This is a genomic window from Pseudomonas fluorescens, from assembly GCF_001307275.1.
Lineage (GTDB): Bacteria > Pseudomonadota > Gammaproteobacteria > Pseudomonadales > Pseudomonadaceae > Aquipseudomonas > Aquipseudomonas fluorescens_AA.
This window is the reverse complement of sequence record NZ_CP012831.1, coordinates 4534436-4552830: the sequence shown is the minus strand read 5'-3', so window position 1 is coordinate 4552830 and position 18395 is coordinate 4534436. Positions and strand designations below refer to the sequence as shown.

The 18395-nt window shown below is 60.8% G+C and carries 19 protein-coding genes; 2 read left to right on the top strand and 17 right to left on the bottom strand.

Going from position 1 to position 18395, the window contains the following annotated elements; translation table 11 throughout:
- Nucleotides 1-104: 104 nt before the first annotated feature.
- The 14 genes from AO356_RS20410 to AO356_RS20345 all read right to left on the bottom strand — a co-directional run bounded on the left by AO356_RS20410 (nucleotide 105) and on the right by AO356_RS20345 (nucleotide 11633).
- On the bottom strand, nucleotides 105-911 hold the full coding sequence (locus AO356_RS20410) for a transglutaminase family protein (protein ID WP_060741266.1): 807 nt from the start codon (nucleotides 909-911) through the stop codon (nucleotides 105-107).
- Nucleotides 908-1858 (bottom strand): alpha-E domain-containing protein, encoded by a 951-nt coding sequence (locus tag AO356_RS20405; RefSeq protein WP_060741265.1) that lies wholly within the window; start codon nucleotides 1856-1858, stop codon nucleotides 908-910. The genes AO356_RS20410 and AO356_RS20405 overlap by 4 nt, the downstream gene beginning before the upstream one ends.
- 9 nt (nucleotides 1859-1867) lie before the next feature.
- Nucleotides 1868-3277, bottom strand: coding sequence for a circularly permuted type 2 ATP-grasp protein (locus AO356_RS20400; RefSeq protein WP_060741264.1), 1410 nt, complete (start codon nucleotides 3275-3277; stop codon nucleotides 1868-1870).
- A 388-nt stretch (nucleotides 3278-3665) separates the two neighbouring features.
- Nucleotides 3666-4007: a ribonuclease E inhibitor RraB gene (locus tag AO356_RS20395; RefSeq protein WP_003179463.1), complete on the bottom strand. Its 342-nt coding sequence runs from the start codon at nucleotides 4005-4007 to the stop codon at nucleotides 3666-3668.
- A gap of 201 nt (nucleotides 4008-4208) precedes the next feature.
- Entirely contained in the window at nucleotides 4209-4445 is a 237-nt protein-coding gene (locus AO356_RS20390) for a hypothetical protein (protein ID WP_060741263.1), read from the bottom strand.
- Nucleotides 4446-4585: 140 nt separating this feature from the next.
- Complete coding sequence (locus tag AO356_RS20385; protein ID WP_060741262.1) at nucleotides 4586-5194, bottom strand: START domain-containing protein; 609 nt, start codon at nucleotides 5192-5194, stop codon at nucleotides 4586-4588.
- Between the two features lie 53 nt (nucleotides 5195-5247).
- Nucleotides 5248-5502, bottom strand: coding sequence for a YkgJ family cysteine cluster protein (locus tag AO356_RS20380; protein WP_060741261.1), 255 nt, complete (start codon nucleotides 5500-5502; stop codon nucleotides 5248-5250).
- A gap of 149 nt (nucleotides 5503-5651) precedes the next feature.
- Entirely contained in the window at nucleotides 5652-6131 is a 480-nt protein-coding gene (locus AO356_RS20375; RefSeq protein WP_060743158.1) for a hypothetical protein, read from the bottom strand.
- A gap of 85 nt (nucleotides 6132-6216) precedes the next feature.
- Nucleotides 6217-7659, bottom strand: coding sequence for a PLP-dependent aminotransferase family protein (locus AO356_RS20370; protein ID WP_060741260.1), 1443 nt, complete (start codon nucleotides 7657-7659; stop codon nucleotides 6217-6219).
- A gap of 200 nt (nucleotides 7660-7859) precedes the next feature.
- Complete coding sequence (locus AO356_RS20365) at nucleotides 7860-8669, bottom strand: OmpA family protein (RefSeq protein ID WP_014339473.1); 810 nt, start codon at nucleotides 8667-8669, stop codon at nucleotides 7860-7862.
- Nucleotides 8666-9025, bottom strand: coding sequence for a DUF4398 domain-containing protein (locus AO356_RS20360; RefSeq protein WP_003204190.1), 360 nt, complete (start codon nucleotides 9023-9025; stop codon nucleotides 8666-8668). Before AO356_RS20360 ends, AO356_RS20365 begins: the two co-directional genes overlap by 4 nt.
- A gap of 9 nt (nucleotides 9026-9034) precedes the next feature.
- Entirely contained in the window at nucleotides 9035-9859 is an 825-nt protein-coding gene (locus AO356_RS20355; protein ID WP_060741259.1) for a substrate-binding periplasmic protein, read from the bottom strand.
- A 92-nt stretch (nucleotides 9860-9951) separates the two neighbouring features.
- Nucleotides 9952-10881, bottom strand: coding sequence for an electron transfer flavoprotein subunit alpha/FixB family protein (locus AO356_RS20350; protein ID WP_060741258.1), 930 nt, complete (start codon nucleotides 10879-10881; stop codon nucleotides 9952-9954).
- Between the two features lie 2 nt (nucleotides 10882-10883).
- On the bottom strand, nucleotides 10884-11633 hold the full coding sequence (locus tag AO356_RS20345; protein WP_014339477.1) for an electron transfer flavoprotein subunit beta/FixA family protein: 750 nt from the start codon (nucleotides 11631-11633) through the stop codon (nucleotides 10884-10886).
- Nucleotides 11634-12177: 544 nt separating this feature from the next.
- On the opposite strand from AO356_RS20345, the gene AO356_RS20340 reads away from it, so the two are divergent.
- Nucleotides 12178-13842, top strand: coding sequence for an electron transfer flavoprotein-ubiquinone oxidoreductase (locus tag AO356_RS20340; RefSeq protein WP_060741257.1), 1665 nt, complete (start codon nucleotides 12178-12180; stop codon nucleotides 13840-13842).
- Between the two features lie 183 nt (nucleotides 13843-14025).
- Here the strand turns inward: AO356_RS20340 and AO356_RS20335 are convergent, their stop codons facing one another.
- Nucleotides 14026-14916 (bottom strand): AraC family transcriptional regulator, encoded by an 891-nt coding sequence (locus AO356_RS20335; protein WP_060741256.1) that lies wholly within the window; start codon nucleotides 14914-14916, stop codon nucleotides 14026-14028.
- Between the two features lie 177 nt (nucleotides 14917-15093).
- Here AO356_RS20335 and AO356_RS20330 point away from each other — a divergent pair, with 177 nt between their 5' ends.
- Nucleotides 15094-16146: an NAD(P)-dependent alcohol dehydrogenase gene (locus tag AO356_RS20330; protein ID WP_060741255.1), complete on the top strand. Its 1053-nt coding sequence runs from the start codon at nucleotides 15094-15096 to the stop codon at nucleotides 16144-16146.
- A gap of 6 nt (nucleotides 16147-16152) precedes the next feature.
- On the opposite strand, the gene AO356_RS20325 is transcribed toward AO356_RS20330, so the two are convergent.
- Both AO356_RS20325 and AO356_RS20320 read right to left on the bottom strand, forming a co-directional pair.
- Entirely contained in the window at nucleotides 16153-16956 is an 804-nt protein-coding gene (locus tag AO356_RS20325; RefSeq protein ID WP_060741254.1) for an IclR family transcriptional regulator, read from the bottom strand.
- A gap of 59 nt (nucleotides 16957-17015) precedes the next feature.
- Entirely contained in the window at nucleotides 17016-18326 is a 1311-nt protein-coding gene (locus AO356_RS20320; RefSeq protein WP_060741253.1) for an MFS transporter, read from the bottom strand.
- Nucleotides 18327-18395: the final 69 nt, after the last annotated feature.

Below are 18395 nucleotides of genomic sequence, written 5' to 3'. Positions count from 1 at the left end.
CTTGCTGCCGCCGGGCTGCACAGCAGCCCCTTGACGAGCTTGCGAGCGCTTCGCACTCGAGCGGGAGCAAGCTCCCTCACCACAAAAGCTTGTTCGCCAGGTGGTTACTGGAGTTGCACAGTGATCACTGGGGTGCCGGCGGTCTCGATCATCCTGGCATGCATCTGCTCGCCACCACCGCCACGACGCATGCCTCGCACCGGGCAGGCGTCCAAATAATCCAGGCCCACGGCCAGTTTCAGGTGGCGCTCCGGGCGGGCCAGTTGGTTGGTCACATCGAAGCTGTACCAGGCGTCGTCCAGCCAGGCCTCTGCCCAGGCATGGCTCGCCAGGTGCTCGCTCTCTTCGCTGAACAGATAACCCGACACATACCGTGCCGGCACGCCCAGGCTACGAGCACAGGCCAGGAAGGCGTGGGTATGGTCCTGGCACACCCCGCTACGACCAGCGAACGCCTGGGCTGCACTGGTCTCGACTGCCGTGGTGCCAGGGGTGTAGATCATGTGCTGGTTCAAGCCATGCATCAGGTCGATCAACGCGGTGCGGTCGCGACGCTGCTGGCACTGCTGCGCGGCGAAGGCTCGAAGGGCCTCGTCCGCCTCGGTCAGCCGGGTGAAGCGCAGGAATGGCAGCGCCGACTGGCTCTCGTGTTCGGCTTCGTGCAACGGATCGATATCCACCTGTCCACGGGCGCCGATGATGACCGTTTCGTGAGGCTCATCCAGGGTCAGCACGTGCAGGATGTTGCCAAACGGATCCAGTTGCGCCCGCACCGGCCGTGGTAAATCAAGTTGCCAGCTCAGCACATGCTGGCGTTCGCTGTCGTGGGGCGTCAGGCGCAGGTACTGGATGCTGGCGCGAACCTGATCTTCATAGTGGTAGGCCGTTTCGTGGCTGATCGAGAGTCTCATATGACCTCCAGGTAGGAACTGTGAATGGTGTTGCCCAGTTCACGGACCAGTGGGATGAATTCGGTGAGCCAGGCATGCAGGCCCCCGTCGAGGATTTCGTTGATGCCGGTGTAGCGCAGGCGTGCGTCCATTTCCGCCGCCAGCCGTTGCGCCTGCCGACCGTTGGTGCCCGGCAGGCTTGCGAGGATCTGGTCAATTTCTTCGGTACAGGCACGCAGCGAGCGCGGCACGTCGGCGCGCAACAGCAGCAACTCAGCCACATGGCGAGCACCCGGGGCCTCACGGTAGATCTCGGTGTAGGCCTCGAAGGACGACAAGGCCCGCAACAAGGCGCTCCATTGGTAGTAGGCGTGGGCCGTGCCGTCGCTGACTGCGTCGGCCTGGTCGCCGGCCATTTCGTAGCGGGCATCGAGCAAGCGCAGGGTGTTGTCGGCCCTTTCGATAAAGGTCCCCAGGCGAATGAACCGGAACGCGTCGTTACGCATGATGGTGCCGTAGGTCGCGCCACGAAACAGGTGCGAGCGCTCCTTGATCCACTCGCAGAAACGGCTCATGCCGTAGCGATTCAAGCCTTGCTCGCCGATACCGCGAATTTCCAGCCAGGTGGCGTTGATGTTTTCCCACATGTCGGCGGTGATTCGGCCACGTACCGCATGGGCACTGGCTCGCGCGGAACCGAGACAGCTGTAGATGCTGGCCGGGTTGGCCGCTTCCAGGGCAAAGAAATGCAGCAGGCGCTCGGCGTGCAGATCGCCGTGTCGCTCCCGGTAATCGTCCAGCGTGCCAGTGATCAGCAATGGCATGGCCAGTTCGTGCAGGCCGTCGCCACGCCCATCCTGGGGCATCAGTGACAACGAATAACTGACGTCGAGCATCCGCGCGAGGTTTTCCGCCCGCTCCAGGTAGCGCGACATCCAGTACAGGTCCGAGGCGGTTCTACTCAGCATGGCAGTTCCTCAATCCTCGACCACCCAAGTGTCCTTGGTACCGCCGCCCTGGGATGAGTTCACCACCAGGGAGCCTTCGCGCAGCGCCACCCGTGTCAGCCCGCCAGGGACCACGCGGGTCTCGCGACCGGCCAGCACAAACGGGCGCAAGTCGATGTGGCGCGGGGCGATGCCGTTTTCGACAAAGGTCGGGCACGTCGAGAGCGACAGCGTCGGCTGGGCGATGTAGGCGTGCGGCTTGGCCTTGATCCGCTCGCGAAAGGCATCGATTTGCGCCGTCGTCGCGGCCGGCCCCACCAGCATTCCATACCCGCCGGAGCCCTGGGTTTCCTTGACCACCAGGTCGGGAAGATTCGCCAGCACATGGGAGAGCTCTGCAGGATTACGGCACTGCCAGGTGGGAACGTTCTTCAGGATCGGCTCTTCGTCCAGGTAAAAACGGATCATGTCGGTGACGAACGGGTACACCGACTTGTCGTCCGCCACCCCCGTGCCGATGGCATTGGCCAGCACCACGTTGCCGGAGCGGTAGGAGGACAACAACCCCGGTACGCCGAGCATCGAATCCGGATTGAAGGCCAGTGGATCGAGGAACGCGTCGTCGAGGCGACGGTAGATCACATCCACCGCCTTCGGCCCGTCGGTGGTGCGCATGAACACTTTGTCATCCCGTACGAACAGGTCAGCGCCTTCCACCAACTCCACGCCCATCTCCCGGGCCAGGAAGGCGTGTTCGAAAAAAGCACTGTTGAAACGCCCCGGCGTCAGTACCACGACGCTGGGGTCGTCCAGCGGACTGGAGCTTTTCAGGGTGTCGAGCAGCAGGTTCGGATAATGATCGATGGGGGCGATGCGCTGGGCGGCGAACAGCTCGGGAAACAGGCGCATCATCATCTTGCGGTCTTCGAGCATGTAGCTGACGCCGCTGGGCGTACGCAGATTGTCTTCGAGCACGTAGTAGGTGCCGTCACCGTCGCGTACCAGGTCGACACCGCAAATGTGCGCATAGATGTCACGGTGCAGATCGAGCCCTTGCATCGCCAGTTGGTATTGCTCGTTGGCCAGCACCTGTTCGGCGGGGATGATGCCGGCCCGGATGATCCGTTGTTCGTGGTAGAGGTCGGCCAGGAACATGTTCAGTGCCTTGACCCGTTGGATGCAGCCACGTTCGACCACCCGCCATTCGCTGGCCGGGATGCTGCGCGGGATCGTGTCGAACGGGATCAGGCGCTCGGTCCCCTGCTCGTCCCCATAGAGCGTGAACGTAATGCCGGCACGGTGAAACAACAGGTCGGCTTCGCGCCTGCGCTGCGCCAGAAGCTCGTCAGGCGTGTCGGCCAGCCAGCGGGCAAACGCCTGGTAGTGCGGGCGGACCTGGCCGTCGGCGTCGTACATTTCATCAAAACCGCTGCGGATCATGCCGTGCTCCTTGTCACCCTGGCAGCAAGGCTTCGCAAGCCCCGTGCCATCGGCATAAACGCTTTATGATCAACGGGTTGGAATCTCCATTGAGAGGCCGCGCACTTTTATAGTGCGGCAAATGCCCCCAACCCGCTGCCCCCGCTTCATTGCGACGCAGGGGCGTCGCTTTCCTGAGCATAGTCATGGAAAAACGAAGCGGCCTGGTCTGGATACAGTTAGGTACAAAACCTGGGGAAGTGATTGTGATGTGTCAGCGGGTAAGATGTTGATCGTGCAGCCGCCATCGCGAGCAAGCTCGGCTCCCACAGGGACCCTCGGTTAGCTCACAGACATGAAAACGGCCGACACAAAGGTCAGCCGTTGCTGTGGTTGCGGTGAGTGACTGTCAGGCCTGCAGGCGCCGGATCTCTTGCTTGACGCCCCAACCCTCGATAACACCCCCCAAGGGTTCGACAACTGCCTCGAAGTCTTGCTCGAAGTCGCCAATATCATCGTAAGTGGCGTACATCACCCGGCTCAGTTCCAATGACCAAGCCCCGTCGTCCCGTGCACTGATCTGCGCGTTCAACGATTCGCCCCGAAAATGACCTGCCGCCCTGCGCGCCCGCTCCTCGTCCGGGAAAATGGCGTAGAACTCAATGGGATGGAATCGGGAAAAATCGAAACCGCCTTCTTTCATGCGGCGCAATACGCTGGTGCTGATGTCTTCTTGATAGGCTGTGCTCATGAAACGTCCTCCTAAAACCGATGGATAGACTTTCCGTCTTCCCGTGCGTGAAGCCTTCAGGCTGCAAGCGATACGGCATCAAATGGCCGTCGGGACACAAGCATGTAGCTGACAAGACCGGACCTTGGCGATCCTTTCGCTGATCTCAATTGCAGAGTAGCCGCAAGTGGTGGCCACTGCCAAGCGAGACCAGCCACCGTTTCATGAAATCGCTGTAATGCTGAGAATTTCGATACTGTTTTGGGACTTGAGGTTCTTGACTGTCGGGTCTTCGGTGCGGTCAACCAAGTCGTTGAGGTCCAATTGGCTGAGCACGGGTAGCAACCTTTCGCGGATCAGTTGGGCGGCCTGCTCCATGGTGGGTTTGTGGTCATAGTCGAACTGCTCGACGGTGGTTTCACCGTGATCGTCAATGAAAGTGATTTCCCACTTTTGCATCAGTGTCTCCTTGATCAATTCAGGGCAGGGCTTACCTTCATCTCGACATTGAGGGGCGGACAATCGTTCCGCTGGGTGCTTGGACGGCACACATGAAAAGACCGCCTCGGGGGCGGTCTCTCTTGTGCAGCCTTGGCCGATCACTTTTCGGCGCGTTCCTTCAGGGCCTTGAGGGTGTTGAACGGCGCATCCACCACGAACTTGTTCGCCAGCCAGGACGGCACGTCACCACCCGGTTCGGTGTGGACCTGATAAACGACCTCAATCTGGTCCGCACCCTTTGGCGTGAATTTCCAGAAGCCGTCGACCTGGGCCACCCGTACGAAACCTTGCTCCTCAGGCTGGTATGTCGGCACGCCCTTGAGCTTGCGGGTCAGGCTGCCGTCGGCCCCCTCCTCGGTGGTAACTTCCAGCACCGAGTCCCGGGGCGTCACCGGCCAGGGCGTATTGAACTGGGTATAAGTCCAGCTCTTGTCGCCTTCGTGCTTGAGCAGTTTCTGGCTCTTGCACTCATGAATCCAGGCGCAGGCGCCGGGAACGTCTTCCTGCAGGGCCCGCAGCTTGGCCATGGTGGTTTTCATCACCGTCACGCCGCGATAGGCCTTGTACTTGGAGCCCGCCACTTCACTGAGGGAAACCTTGATACCCTCCTTCTCCTTGGCAACCTGCCAGTCCTCTGCCTGGGCGGTGGCCGTCGCCAGCAACACGGTCAACCCACACAACACAGCCATACGATGCAGCGAACCCATAGTTTTTTCCTTATTGTCCAAGTTCGTTCATTTCGGATCTGTTCATTGACCCATTACGCTGCCGTGACTTGCTCCCACCAACCGATCAAGCGGATGGCCTCTTCACGGCTGCCGCCGCACACCTCGATGTCGGCTTCGAACGCCGAGCACACCGCCGGACGCTCCGGCTGGCCGAAGATCCGGCACAGGTTATCGACCGACAGTTGCACACAACGTTCTCCCGCCGGTTTGCCTTGGGGCATGCCAGGGATAGGTGAGCTGATGGAAGGGGCGATGCAACAGGCGCCACAGCCTTCACGGCACTTCATGACGACAACATCCTCGCGGCGGGTAATGATGAGTAACAGAAGACAGAGTAACGGCTAAAACACTCGTTTTAAATTACCGTCTGCGTGTTTTTTTGCCGTTGGCCAAATGACCGAATGGTCAGCGACGAGCTGCATGCCCTATGGAAGGCTTACTGCTTGAATTCAAAATCCAGCGCTGCGCCTTCCACCTCGTTGCGCTCCTGATTGCGCAGCGGCAGTTGCATTTCATTGCTCAACAACCGGCCATTGAGCTGGAACGGTCCGGGTTTCTCTCCGAACATTGACGGCAAGAGCGGTTCGCGCTTGGGCGGCGCTACCTTACCTGGTGGCTGCAGTTGCTCGACCATGTCGTGGGGCAGGCTGAGGTCCAGCTTGGCCGGCGGCAATGGAGTCTTGGCGACCTCGTGGGCTGATTTGCTTTTGGAAGCAATGGGCGCACGCTTTTTTTTCTTCGCCGCAACCGCCTTTTTAGCGGACGGCTTCTTGGCCACTGCGGTTTTTTTCGGCGCATTCTTCGTGGCACTGACGGCCGGTTTTTCCTGCGCCGGAGCCGCCACGACGACGCCTCCCATTTGGAAGACACTGAACAGGCCGATCAAAACCCAGGCAACAGGAACATTGGCTCTCATAGACACAACGGCACTGACGGCAGAAAAGCCCATGCTCGCCTGATAATGAGGCGCTGACAAGCACATCAAGCTAAGCCGCTGATTCCTATAGAAACCCGTTGGCCGTTTCTTGGCACAATTGAGTCGCCAACAACCCCAGCGTCATCAAGGCCCGCTCTGCCTCACGGTTCCAGGGGGTACCGCAGTTCAAGCGAATGCAGTGGTTGAACTGCTCGGTGTTACTGAAAATCAGCCCTGGCGCGATACTGATGCCTTGTTGCAACGCCCGCACATGCAACTCCTGGGTATTGACCCGTCCCGGCAGGCTGACCCACAGGATGAAACCGCCGTTGGGACGGCTCATTTGCGTGCCTTCGGGGAAGTGCTGTTGCACCGCCAGCTGAAAGGCGCTGAGGTTCTTGCGATACTCCTGGCGGATATAGCGCAGGTGCCGGTCATAGCCACCGTTTTCCAGGTACGCGGCAATGCCCATCTGCGTAACGCTGCACGCCGAGTGAGTGCTGAAGGTCTGGAGCCGCTGGATTTCCTGCTGGAATTTCCCCGCGATCATCCAACCGATGCGCACACCCGGCGACAACGTCTTGGAAAAACTCGAACAGTAGATGACCCGGTCCAGCCGATCGTAGGCCTTGAGGGCCTTGGTGCGCCCCTGCTCGAACATCAGCTCGCCATAGATATCGTCTTCGACGACCTGGATGTCGAAGTCCGACGCCAGGCGCAGCAGTTGCTTTTGCCGCTCCTCGGGCATGGTGCCGCCGAGGGGATTGCTCAGGCGCGTGGTCAGTACCAGCGCCTTGATCGACCACTGGTTGGCCGCCAACTGCAAGGCCTCCAGGCTCATGCCGGTGACCGGATCGCTGGGGATCTCGATGACCTTGAGGCCCAGCAGATCCGCCAGTTGCAGCAAGCCGTAATAGGTCGGCGACTCGGCGGCGATCAGGTCCCCCGGCCGCGTCAGCACCCGCAAGGACATCTGCAGCGCATCGACGCAACCGTGGGTGATCACCACCTCGGAAGGGTCCACCACGACACCGGCATCGCGCATGCGGATCGCCACTTGGCGCCGCAAAGGCTCGAAGCCCGGGCTGAACATGTAGCTGAACGCCCGTGGGCTGTGGAAACGCGTGACCTTGGCCAACTGCTGATGCAGGGCCCGGACAGGCAGGTAGTCGACACTCGGCACCGCCGCGCCCAGGGGAAACACGCCTTCGCGGCGCGACTCGACCAAGACCTGCTGGATGATGCTGCTGCGCGTCACCAACCCCGGGCGCTCTACCCGGGCAATGTCCGGCGTCGGTGCGGTCAGGGCCGGTGTCTGGTGCACGTAGTAGCCCGATTGCGGCCGTGCGCGAATCAGCCCCTGGTCTTCAAGGTTCGCGTAGGCCTGCAACACCGTGGCGTGGCTGACGTTGAGCTGCGAGCTCATCTTGCGCACCGAAGGCACGCGTTCACCGGGCTGATACACACCGCGCCGGATGTCTTCAGCCAGCTGTTGCGCAATACGTTGATAGAGCAGGAGGTTGGTCATGACGCAGCACTCGATTTCACGGGCATTTTATTCTTGTCGGAAACGATACCGGAACAGTTTAGAAGTGTACTGGGACAGTTGCCAGATTACTCGACAGTACAGTGGAGTGACAGCTCTAACTGTACTCATCCTGCATCGATTGCAGGGCTAAAAAAACCCGGCGCCTGCTACAGGGGCCGGGTTTTCCAGTGACGCAACCCTTAGCGGGCGGCGCCGAGCTGGCCTTTTTCGTCGGAGAACACAATTTCAACGCGACGGTTCTGGGCCCGGCCCCGCTCGGAAGCGTTGACGTCCACCGGGTACTCATCACCGTAGCCTTCGACCTGGATGCGCTTTTCATCAATCCCCAGGTCCACCAGCACATCCGCGACCGCTTGCGCGCGGTCGCGAGACAGCTTGAGGTTTTCCTGCTTGCCGCCCGTGCTGTCGGTGTATCCCTCGATACGCACCACGCGCTTGGGATTGAGCTGCAAGAACTGCACAATCTTGAGCACCACCCGGTTGGCCGAATTTTTCAGTTCCGCTTCGCCAGTGTCGAACAGCACGTCGCCCAGGGTCATCACCAGGCCGCGATCGGTCTGGGTGGTCGCCATCGCCATGATCTGTTCTTCGAGCCACTTGCCCTGCTGCTGCACACTCAGCAACTTGGATTCGCGCAGGGCCAGCTGCAGGCGCTGGCGCTCCAGTTCGAGCTTCGCCGCGCGTTCTTCGTTGAGCACCTGATTGCTGTGCTCCCGGGCGATCGCACTGTAGCGCTGGCTCAGGTAAGCGTAATGCTGCACATCCTCGCCGCTGCCCCAATAGCTGGACAAGCGATCGGCACGGGCCAGGGATTCACCGGCGCGGATCACGTCCCGGGGCGCGGCACGCAATACGTTGGCGTCTTCCTTGACCTTCTGGAAATCGGTGCTGGCCTGCTCGAGCGCCGCTTCGCTGCGTTGGCCGGCACAGCCATACAAGCTGGCCAGGCCGGCGAGGACCAGACCGCCCAATACGTGGGAGTGCTTCATTGGGCATCCTCCCTCAGCTGTTTGCGCAAGCGCTTGATGCGGGTGTCGAGCACGTTCAGTTGCTCCTGGCTCTTGAGGGTCAGCACCTTCGCTTCGGCCAGGCGGGCGTCGAGTTCAGCCTGTTCGGCCCGCATGCGCGCCTTCTTGTAGGATTCGTCGGCCATGTTGGATTTGGCGCGAGCGAATTTTTCTTCAGCCAGTTTCAATTCGGGCACTTCGTCGGCGGTGGCGCCAACGGCCCGGGCCTGTTCCAGTGCCTGTTCGGTCAGGCGGATCTGTTCATTCGGCGCCGGATCGGCTGCGCAGCCCGCCAGAGCCAGAACGGCCAGGGCAGCGAAAAGAGGTCGAATAGTCACTAATGTTCCCTACTGTTTTGGGGCACTGACAGGCGGCTGCAACTGTGTTTTCCAGCGCTCGAGATTGCGCTGCAACACAGCCTCCGTCAGACCGGACGCGGCCAATTCTGTCATCTTTTGCGCCAGCTGTCCGCGTAACCATGGGTCATTGCAGGCGGAGTTATGGGAAACCGCGAGGAACAGCCCGGGTTTGTCCACCGGTTGCGGTGCGGCTTGCAGATCGTTGGCCATGCCCAGGGTCTGCGCCATCGCCAGGCCCGAATAGCGACCCGCCAGGACATATTCCACCTCTCCCAGCAGCAATTTCTGAAAGGCCTGGGTCAGGTTGGGTGTGCGCACCAAGGCCAATTTCTGCTCGGCAAAAACGCCAAATCCCTGGGTCATACGCGCCTTTTCCGACAGGGCCCCGGGATGTCCTTGGAGGTCTTCGGGCTGGTTGATGACCAGTGTCGAATCCTTGCGGGTCCAGACCAGATAATCGTTTTCCAGCAATGGCGGGTGGACGTAGTCCAACGCTTCAAGCCCCGTGCTGGTCAGTGGCGCATCGGTGAGCAGGTCCATGCGCCCACTGCGCACTTCATCCAGTGCCTGGGCGCGCTTGCCCGCGTAAAGCAGCTCGATCTTGATCCCCAGTTCGCCTGCCACTTGCGCCAGCAGGTCTGCGCCAGCGCCGATCAGGTGCTTGGGGTCCTGAGGGTCTTGCCAGAGGTAAGGCGGTGCGTCCGGGCTGCCGGTGGCGATCAGGCGTTCACATTTGCCGGCGGCGACAGACAGGCCCGGCATGATCGCCAACGCCCACAGCAACGACCAGCCGGTCAAACGACGCAGATCCATGGCGATACGCTCCCCTTGCAGCGAAAACAATCAGTGCGAAAAATAAAAAGCCCGGCCAAAGGGCCGGGCTCTTTATAAGTGAAGACGCCGGATTAGACCAGCTTCTCCAGCTCAGGGATGGCTTCGAACAAGTCCGCCACCAGGCCATAGTCAGCCACCTGGAAGATCGGCGCTTCTTCGTCCTTGTTGATCGCAACGATCACCTTGGAGTCTTTCATGCCGGCCAGGTGCTGGATCGCGCCGGAGATACCGACGGCGATGTACAGCTGGGGGGCAACGATCTTGCCGGTCTGGCCGACCTGCATGTCGTTGGGCACGAAACCGGCGTCGACCGCGGCGCGGGAAGCACCGACGGCAGCACCCAGTTTGTCGGCCAGGGCGTACAGGTGCTTGAAGTTGTCGCCGTTCTGCATGCCACGGCCGCCGGAAACGACGATCTTGGCAGCGGTCAGTTCAGGACGATCGGACTTGGCCAGCTCCTCACCAACGAAGCTGGAGATCCCAGTGTCGTGGGCAGCAGCAACAGCTTCGATGGCAGCCGAGCCACCTTCGGCGGCAACCGGGTCGAAACCGGTGGCGCGGACGGTGATGACCTTGACCGATGCGTTCGATTGCACGGTGGCAATGGCGTTACCGGCGTAGATCGGACGCTTGAAGGTGTCGGCGCTTTCGACCGAGATGATCTCGGAGATCTGATCGACGTCCAGCGCAGCGGCAACACGCGGCAGGATGTTTTTGCCGTTGGAAGTGGCGGCTGCCAGGATGTGGCTGTAGCCCTTGCCCAACTCGGCTACCAGCGGCGCGATGTTCTCCGGCAACTGGTGTGCGTAGGCGGCGTTGTCGGCCGACAGCACTTTTGCCACGCCAGCGATTTTCGCAGCGGCTTCGGCAACGGCGCTTGCGCCCTGCCCGGCCACCAGGACGTGCACATCGCCACCGATTTTGGCGGCAGCAGCAACGGTGTTCAGCGTGGCCGGAGCCAGCACCTTGTTATCGTGTTCGGCGATTACCAAGATAGTCATGTTTAGATTACCTTCGCTTCGTTTTTCAGTTTCTCGACCAGTTCAGCCACCGACTTGACCTTGATGCCCGCGCTGCGTGCAGCCGGCGCTTCGACTTTGAGGGTCTTGTTGGTGGAGGCGGTGGAAACGCCCAAAGCGTCAGGCGTCAGCACTTCAAGCGGCTTCTTCTTGGCTTTCATGATGTTTGGCAACGACGCATAACGCGGCTCGTTCAAACGCAGGTCGGTGGTAACGATGGCCGGCAGTTTCAGGGAAACCGTCTGCGCGCCGCCGTCGATCTCGCGAGTCACGGCAACGCTGTCGCCGGACACTTCGACTTTGGACGCGAAGGTGCCCTGACCGTAGCCGCTCAATGCCGCGAGCATCTGGCCGGTCTGGTTGTTGTCGCTGTCGATGGCTTGCTTGCCGAGGATCACCAGCGATGGCTGTTCCTTGTCGACAACGGCCTTGAGCAGCTTGGCCACGGCCAGGGAAGTCAGGTCTTCGGCGGATTCGACGAGGATGGCGCGATCGGCACCCAGTGCCAGCGCGGTGCGCAGTTGTTCCTGGGCGGTGGTCGGGCCGATGGAGACGACGACGATTTCCGTTGCCACGCCTTTCTCTTTCAGGCGTACGGCTTCTTCCACGGCGATTTCGCAGAAGGGGTTCATCGACATCTTGACGTTGGCGAGGTCGACGCCGGAGTTGTCCGCCTTGACGCGAACCTTGACGTTATAGTCGACCACTCGTTTGACAGCTACAAGAACCTTCATGGATTCCTCGTTACTCTCCGGTGAAAAAAAGTCGCCTAGGCGAACCTGGCGGTTGATGCTCATGGGCGCAAGGGCACCTCTAAAAACGCCGGCATGAACCACACATGACCCTGCTCACGGGAGTGAAGACCATTCGTCAGTGATGACCGATGAGTCATTCATTATCGCGGCGTGTAAACTGCGCCTCGGAACCGCGCAATACGTCACTTTGTGCTGCCTTCGCCCTGTCTTTAGAGGTGCTCTTGAAACCAACAGTCAGCCTACGGCGAGCGCAAAACCGCCCGTATCTTGACCGGAACACCTATTCCGGTCAATACGGCAAAATGGTCAGTCATAAGCCGTACGTCAGTGATTTATCTGGGCTTCGGCAATTTCAAACAAACGTTTGTATTGGACCCTGAGAGTGGTGTAGATATAATGCGCCGCTTAAGAGAGACCCGCGGTTCATCCATTGTCGCTTTCGTCGCTTTTCGCGAAGGAAACAACGGATGCAACGCCAAACCTCCAATTAGAAAAACTGTGAGCCTTGAGTAGGAGATAGCCTGTGGAACGCGAATACATGGAATTCGACGTGGTCATCGTCGGTGCCGGCCCCGCTGGCCTGTCTGCCGCTTGCCGACTGAAACAGAAGGCCGCCGAAGCCGGTAAGGAAATCAGCGTCTGCGTGGTCGAAAAAGGTTCCGAAGTCGGTGCGCACATCCTCTCCGGCGCGGTGTTCGAGCCCCGCGCCCTGAACGAACTGTTCCCAGACTGGAAAGAACTCGGCGCGCCGTTGAACACGCCCGTCGTTCGCGATGACATTTATGTCCTGAGAAACCCCGAGGCTGCGAGCAAAATCCCTGACTTCTTTGTGCCCAAGACCATGCACAACGAAGGCAACTATATTATTTCCCTGGGCAACCTGTGCCGCTGGCTGGCCCAGCAGGCCGAGAACCTGGGCGTGGAAATCTACCCCGGCTTCGCCGCCCAGGAAGCGCTGTTCGACGAGAACGGCGTGGTGCGCGGGATCATCACCGGCGACCTGGGTGTCGACCGTGAAGGTCACCCGAAGGAAGGCCTCTACACCCCTGGCATGGAACTGCGCGGCAAATACACGCTGTTCGCCGAAGGCTGCCGTGGTCACATCGGCAAGCAGTTGATCAAGCGTTTCAACCTGGACAGCGAAGCCGATGCCCAGCACTACGGCATCGGCCTGAAGGAAATCTGGGAAATCGACCCGGCCAAGCATCAACCCGGCCTGGTGGTGCACACCGCTGGTTGGCCGCTGGACATCATGGGCACCGAGAACACCGGCGGTTCCTTCCTCTATCACCTGGAAAACAACCAGGTGGTGGTCGGCCTGATTATCGACCTGTCCTACAGCAACACCTTCCTGTCGCCGTTCGACGAGTTCCAGCGCCTCAAGCATCACCCGGTGCTCAAGCAGTACCTGGAAGGCGGCAAGCGCGTCAGCTACGGCGCCCGTGCCATCTGCAAGGGCGGTCTGAACTCGTTGCCGAAAATGGTCTTCAAGGGCGGTGCGCTGATCGGTTGCGACCTCGGCACCCTGAACTTCGCCAAGATCAAGGGCAGCCACACCGCCATGAAATCCGGCATGCTCGCCGCCGAGGCCGTGGCCGATCGCTTGTTCGCCGAGTCCGAAGGCGGTGATGAACTGACCGCCTACGTCGACAATTTCAAGAGCAGTTGGCTGTACGAAGAACTGTTCGCCAGTCGCAACTTCGGTGCAGCAATCCACAAGTACGGCGCGATTGTCGGCGGTGGTTTCAACTGGCTCGACCAGAACATCTTCGGCGGCAAAATACCGTTCACCCTGCACGACAACAAGCCGGACTATGCCTGCCTCAAGCTGGCGGCCGATTGCAAGAAGATCGACTACCCGAAACCGGACGGCAAGATCAGCTTCGACAAACTCAGCTCGGTGTTCATCTCCGGTACCAACCATGAAGAAGAACAGCCCTGCCACCTGAAGCTGACCGACCCGAGCATCCCGATCGGCAAGAACCTGCCGCTGTACGACGAACCGGCCCAGCGCTACTGCCCGGCTGGCGTGTACGAAGTGGTGACCAAGGAAGACGGCGAGAAACGCTTCCAGATCAACGCCCAGAACTGTGTGCACTGCAAGACCTGTGACATCAAGGACCCTGCGCAGAACATCACCTGGGTATCCCCGGAAGGCGCTGGCGGGCCGACCTACCCGAACATGTAAGCCGACACGCTGAACATCGAGGCTCCCGCAATGGGGGCCTTTTTGTTGCCTGCCATCCAAGGCACACCGCAACCCAATGTGGGAGCGAGCTTGCTCGCGATGGCGATTTCTCATTCAACACAGATGTCGACTGATACACCGCTATCGCGAGCAAGCTCGCTCCCACAGGGGAACATCGCAGGATCAGGCGGCGCGCTCTTCCCCGGGGTTGCGTTCGAAGTAGCGCTTGTACTCCCGACTGAACTGCGACGGGCTCTGATACCCCACCTGATGTGCCACCTGGGCCACACCCATACCGTCGATGAGCAGCAGCCGCTGCGCCTTGAGCAAACGCAAGCGCTTGAGGTACTGCACCGGCGACAACAACGTGCTGCGCTTGAAATGCTCATGAAAGGTCGATGCGCTCATGTTCGCGCAACTGGCCAGTGTCTCGACGTTCAGCGGCTCGGTGAAATGCGCATGCAGATGGCTCAGCGCCGCGGCAATCCGAGCGAATTGCCCATGCTGCTCCACCAACGCTCGCAATACGTCGGCCTGAGGCCCGCGCAAGGCGACGAACAGCAATTCTCGCAGTCGTGCCTGGCCCATGACCAGGCATTCCAAGGGGTCGTGCAAGCAGTGCAACAATCGCTCGACACACCCTCGCATAGCACCATCGAGCGCGGCACTGGTCATGGATTCAGGCGTCTGCGCCGCCAGGCTTCGCCCCGGCGTCAACCCCATGGCCAGCACCAGTTCCCCCAGCATCGCCCGATCGATCGCCACGGAAATCCCGAGCAACGGAGCATCGGGCATGGCATAGGTTTCGCACTCGAACGGCACCGGCAGCGCCTGGATCAGGTAGTGCCCGGCGCCGTACTCCAGCGTGCGCGGTCCCAGGTAAGCCAGCTTGCTGCCTTGGGCAATGATCACCAGGCTTGGCTCGTAGAGCTGCGGACCACGGGCGATGTCCTCGCTGCACCGCAGGACTTGTACCCCAGGCAGCGAGGTCGGGATAAAACCGTCACGGGTCGCCAGAGGTTCGATCAGCGAAACCAGCGCCGCGTTGGCATCGAGATGGCGGGTCAACAACATGATGAAAACTTCACGAAAAAATGGATGGGAACATCATCGCAGGTCTGGCGTCACATAGAACCAATCCACGGCCAAGGGCGGAGGATTAGGCATGACACCCGTAGGAATCGTCATCGCCGTTCACGGACCGTACTCCCACAATGGAACCCTACCGTTCACTGCTTAGCGAGGTCCATCATGTACACAGCCATCGGATATGCCGCCCAGTCGGCCACCACTCCCCTCGCCCCCATGAAATTCGAACGTCGCAGCCCGCGAGCCGACGATGTGGCGATCGACATTCTCTACTGCGGCGTCTGTCACTCCGACATCCATCAGGCCCGCAATGAATGGGGCATCGCCGTTTACCCGCTGATGCCCGGCCATGAAATCATCGGCAAAGTCACCGTCGTCGGCGCGGACGTCACCCGCTATAAAGTCGGCGATCTGGTCGGTGTTGGCTGTATGGTCGACTCCTGCCGCGAGTGCGAAGCCTGTCATGCCGACCTGGAGCAATACTGCTACCAAGGCATGACCCAGACCTACGCCAGCCCTGATCGCATCAGCGGCGGCCACACCATGGGCGGTTACTCCAACAGCATCGTGGTCAAGGAGCACTTTGTGCTGCGCATCCCGGCAGCACTCGACCCGGCCAGTGCCGCGCCGATTCTTTGCGCGGGCATCACCACCTACTCGCCGCTCAAGCACTACGGCGTGAAGGCCGGCGACAAGGTCGGCGTGCTAGGCATGGGCGGACTCGGCCACATGGGCATCAAGTTCGCCAAGGCCATGGGTGCAGAAGTGACACTGTTCACCCGCTCGGCCAGCAAGGCCGAAGAAGCCCGTCGCCAGGGCGCCGACCATGTGATCGTGTCCACTGACGCCGAGCAGATGGCCGCCGCGGCCGGACGCTTCCACTTCCTGCTGGACACCATTCCGGTGCAGCACGACCTGAACCCCTACCTCAGTACCCTGCGATTCGACGGTGTACACATCCTGGTGGGCCTGGTCGAGCCGATCGATCCACCAGTCCATGCGGCCAACTTGATCATGGGTCGTCGCGTCCTGGCCGGCTCGTTGATCGGCGGTATCGCCGAAACCCAGGAAGTGCTGGACTTCTGCGCTGAACACAACATCAGTTGCGACATTGAAATGCTCGACATCCGCCAGATCAACGAGGCCTACAGCCGCATGATCGCCGGGGACGTGAAGTACCGCTTCGTCATCGACATGGCGACGCTCAAGGCCTGACGTTCGTCAGACCTTGGCGCCCAGTTCCGCCGACAGCCGGGCTGTGACCCCTTTGACCAGGGGAATCAGCTCGGCCATCTTTTCCAGCGGCATGTACGGCACAGTGCTGGCGATGCTGATACCGGCGACGATGCGCTTGCCGGCATCACGGATCGGCGCCGCCACACAGCGAATCGACGGTTCGTTGTCTTCCAGGTCGAAGGCATAGCCCCCCGCCACGTACTCCAGCATCCGTTGCTGGAACTGTTCCCAGGATTGCTCCTGATGCTGGGGCCAGAACTGATGCTTCCCACCCGCCGGCAGGCTGATTTCATACAGCCGCTGCCATTGTTCCTGAGTGTCATCGAGCATCAGCGCCTTGCCGATCCCGGTGCGCGCCAACGGCATGCGATGGCCCACGCGCGAGCGCATTTCCGGGCCGTTACGCCCCGGATTCTTCAGCAGGTACAAGACTTCGTCGCCCTCGCGAATCGCCAGGTGAACGGTGTCCCCGGTCAACGCCGACAGCTCGTCCAGGTACGGCCCCGCCAGGCTCACCAGTGGCAGTTCTTCCCGGGCCTGGAAGCCCAACTCGATCAACTTCGGCCCCAGCAGGTAACCCACTTGCGGCACCACGCGCAGGTAACGTTCGTCCACCAGGCAACTGGCCAGGCGATGGGTGGTGCTGCGGGTGGTGCCGATCAGCCGGGCGATTTCCTTCAAGTCACGGGCGCCGCTGGCGACCGCCTGGACCACGCCCAGACCACGCAGCAATGTCTGCGTGCCTGTTGGTGCGGCGTCCTTGGTGATTTTTGGATCGTCTTGCTGCATAGCCGGCCTTCAACAGTGAGCGGGGAACGGGCGGCATTATGGTCGCCCGCCCCGTCGGACTACAACTCGATGCGCTCGACCTTCCCGACCAGCAGGATGTAGGACAGCGCGCCAGCCAATGCCAGGACCGAGATATAGGTAATGGCCGGGGCGAACGAATCGCCGCTGGCGAGGAAGCCAATCACGATCGGCGTGGCGATGGCCGCCAGGTTACCGATGAAGTTGAACACCCCACCGGTCAACCCGAGCAGTCGTGCCGGCGCCAGGGTCGACACCAGCGACCAGGTGATCGACGCCAGGCCATTGCCGAAGAACGCCAGGGCCAGGAAAGCGATCACCAGTGGCGTCGACTCGACAAAGTTGGCGCCGATGATCGAGGTCGAGATCAGCAACCCGCCAATGATCGGCAGCTTGCGCGCGAACCCCACGGTGGCGCCGCGACGAATCAACCAGTCGGAGAAGAACCCGGAGCACAGCACGCCGACAAACGCCGCGAGGAACGGCAACGACGCCAGCAAGCCGGACTTGATGAAGTCCATGCCGCGATACTTCACCAGGTAGGTGGGGAACCACGTCAGGAAAAACCACAGCGTGGAGTTGAGGCAGAACTGCCCCAGGTAAATGCCCCACAACTTGCGTTGCGTCAGGACGATGCCCAGGTCGGACCAACTGAATTTCGCCTTGACCTTGGCGGTATCGGCCTGGATATCCACCAGCCCGCCGCCTTCGCGGATCAGCTCGATTTCAGCGGCATTGGCGCCTTTGAAATCCCGGGGCTCGCGATACACCGCGTACCAGATCACCGCCCAGAGAATGCCCACCGCGCCCGTGGCGACAAACACCATGTGCCAGCCGAAGGCGTGTTGCAGCCAGGCCAATACCGGCGTCAGGAAGGCCAGTCCGACAAATTGTCCGGAGGTGTAGAAACCGATGGCCGTGGCCCGCTCGCGCTCGGGAAACCAGGTGGTCACCACACGGCTGTTGATCGGATAAGCCGGTGCTTCCAGGGCTCCGACCGCCATGCGCAGCACGAACAAGGCGATGAAGCTGGCGGCGAACCCCAGCATCACCGTGGCCACCGACCACAACAGCAATGCCACGCTATAGAGAATGCGCGGCGGCACCCGGTCCACCAGCCAGCCACCGGGAATCTGCATGGCGGCGTAGGTCCAGCCGAACGCCGAGAAAATCAGCCCGACATGGATTGGATCGATACCCAGGTCGCTGGTCAGCGCGGGAGCGGCAATCGAGAGGTTGCTGCGGTCCAGGTAATTGATCACCACGGTGATGAACAGCAGGACCATGATGAAAAAACGCTTGCGGCTGGGCGTCACCAACGACGCCTGCGCGCTCAGGGTGTGCGCTTGCATGTGAGGTGCCTCTTTTTATATTTGTCGAATATGGCAAAGGTGGAGCAAGCCCCTGTGGGAGCAAGGCTT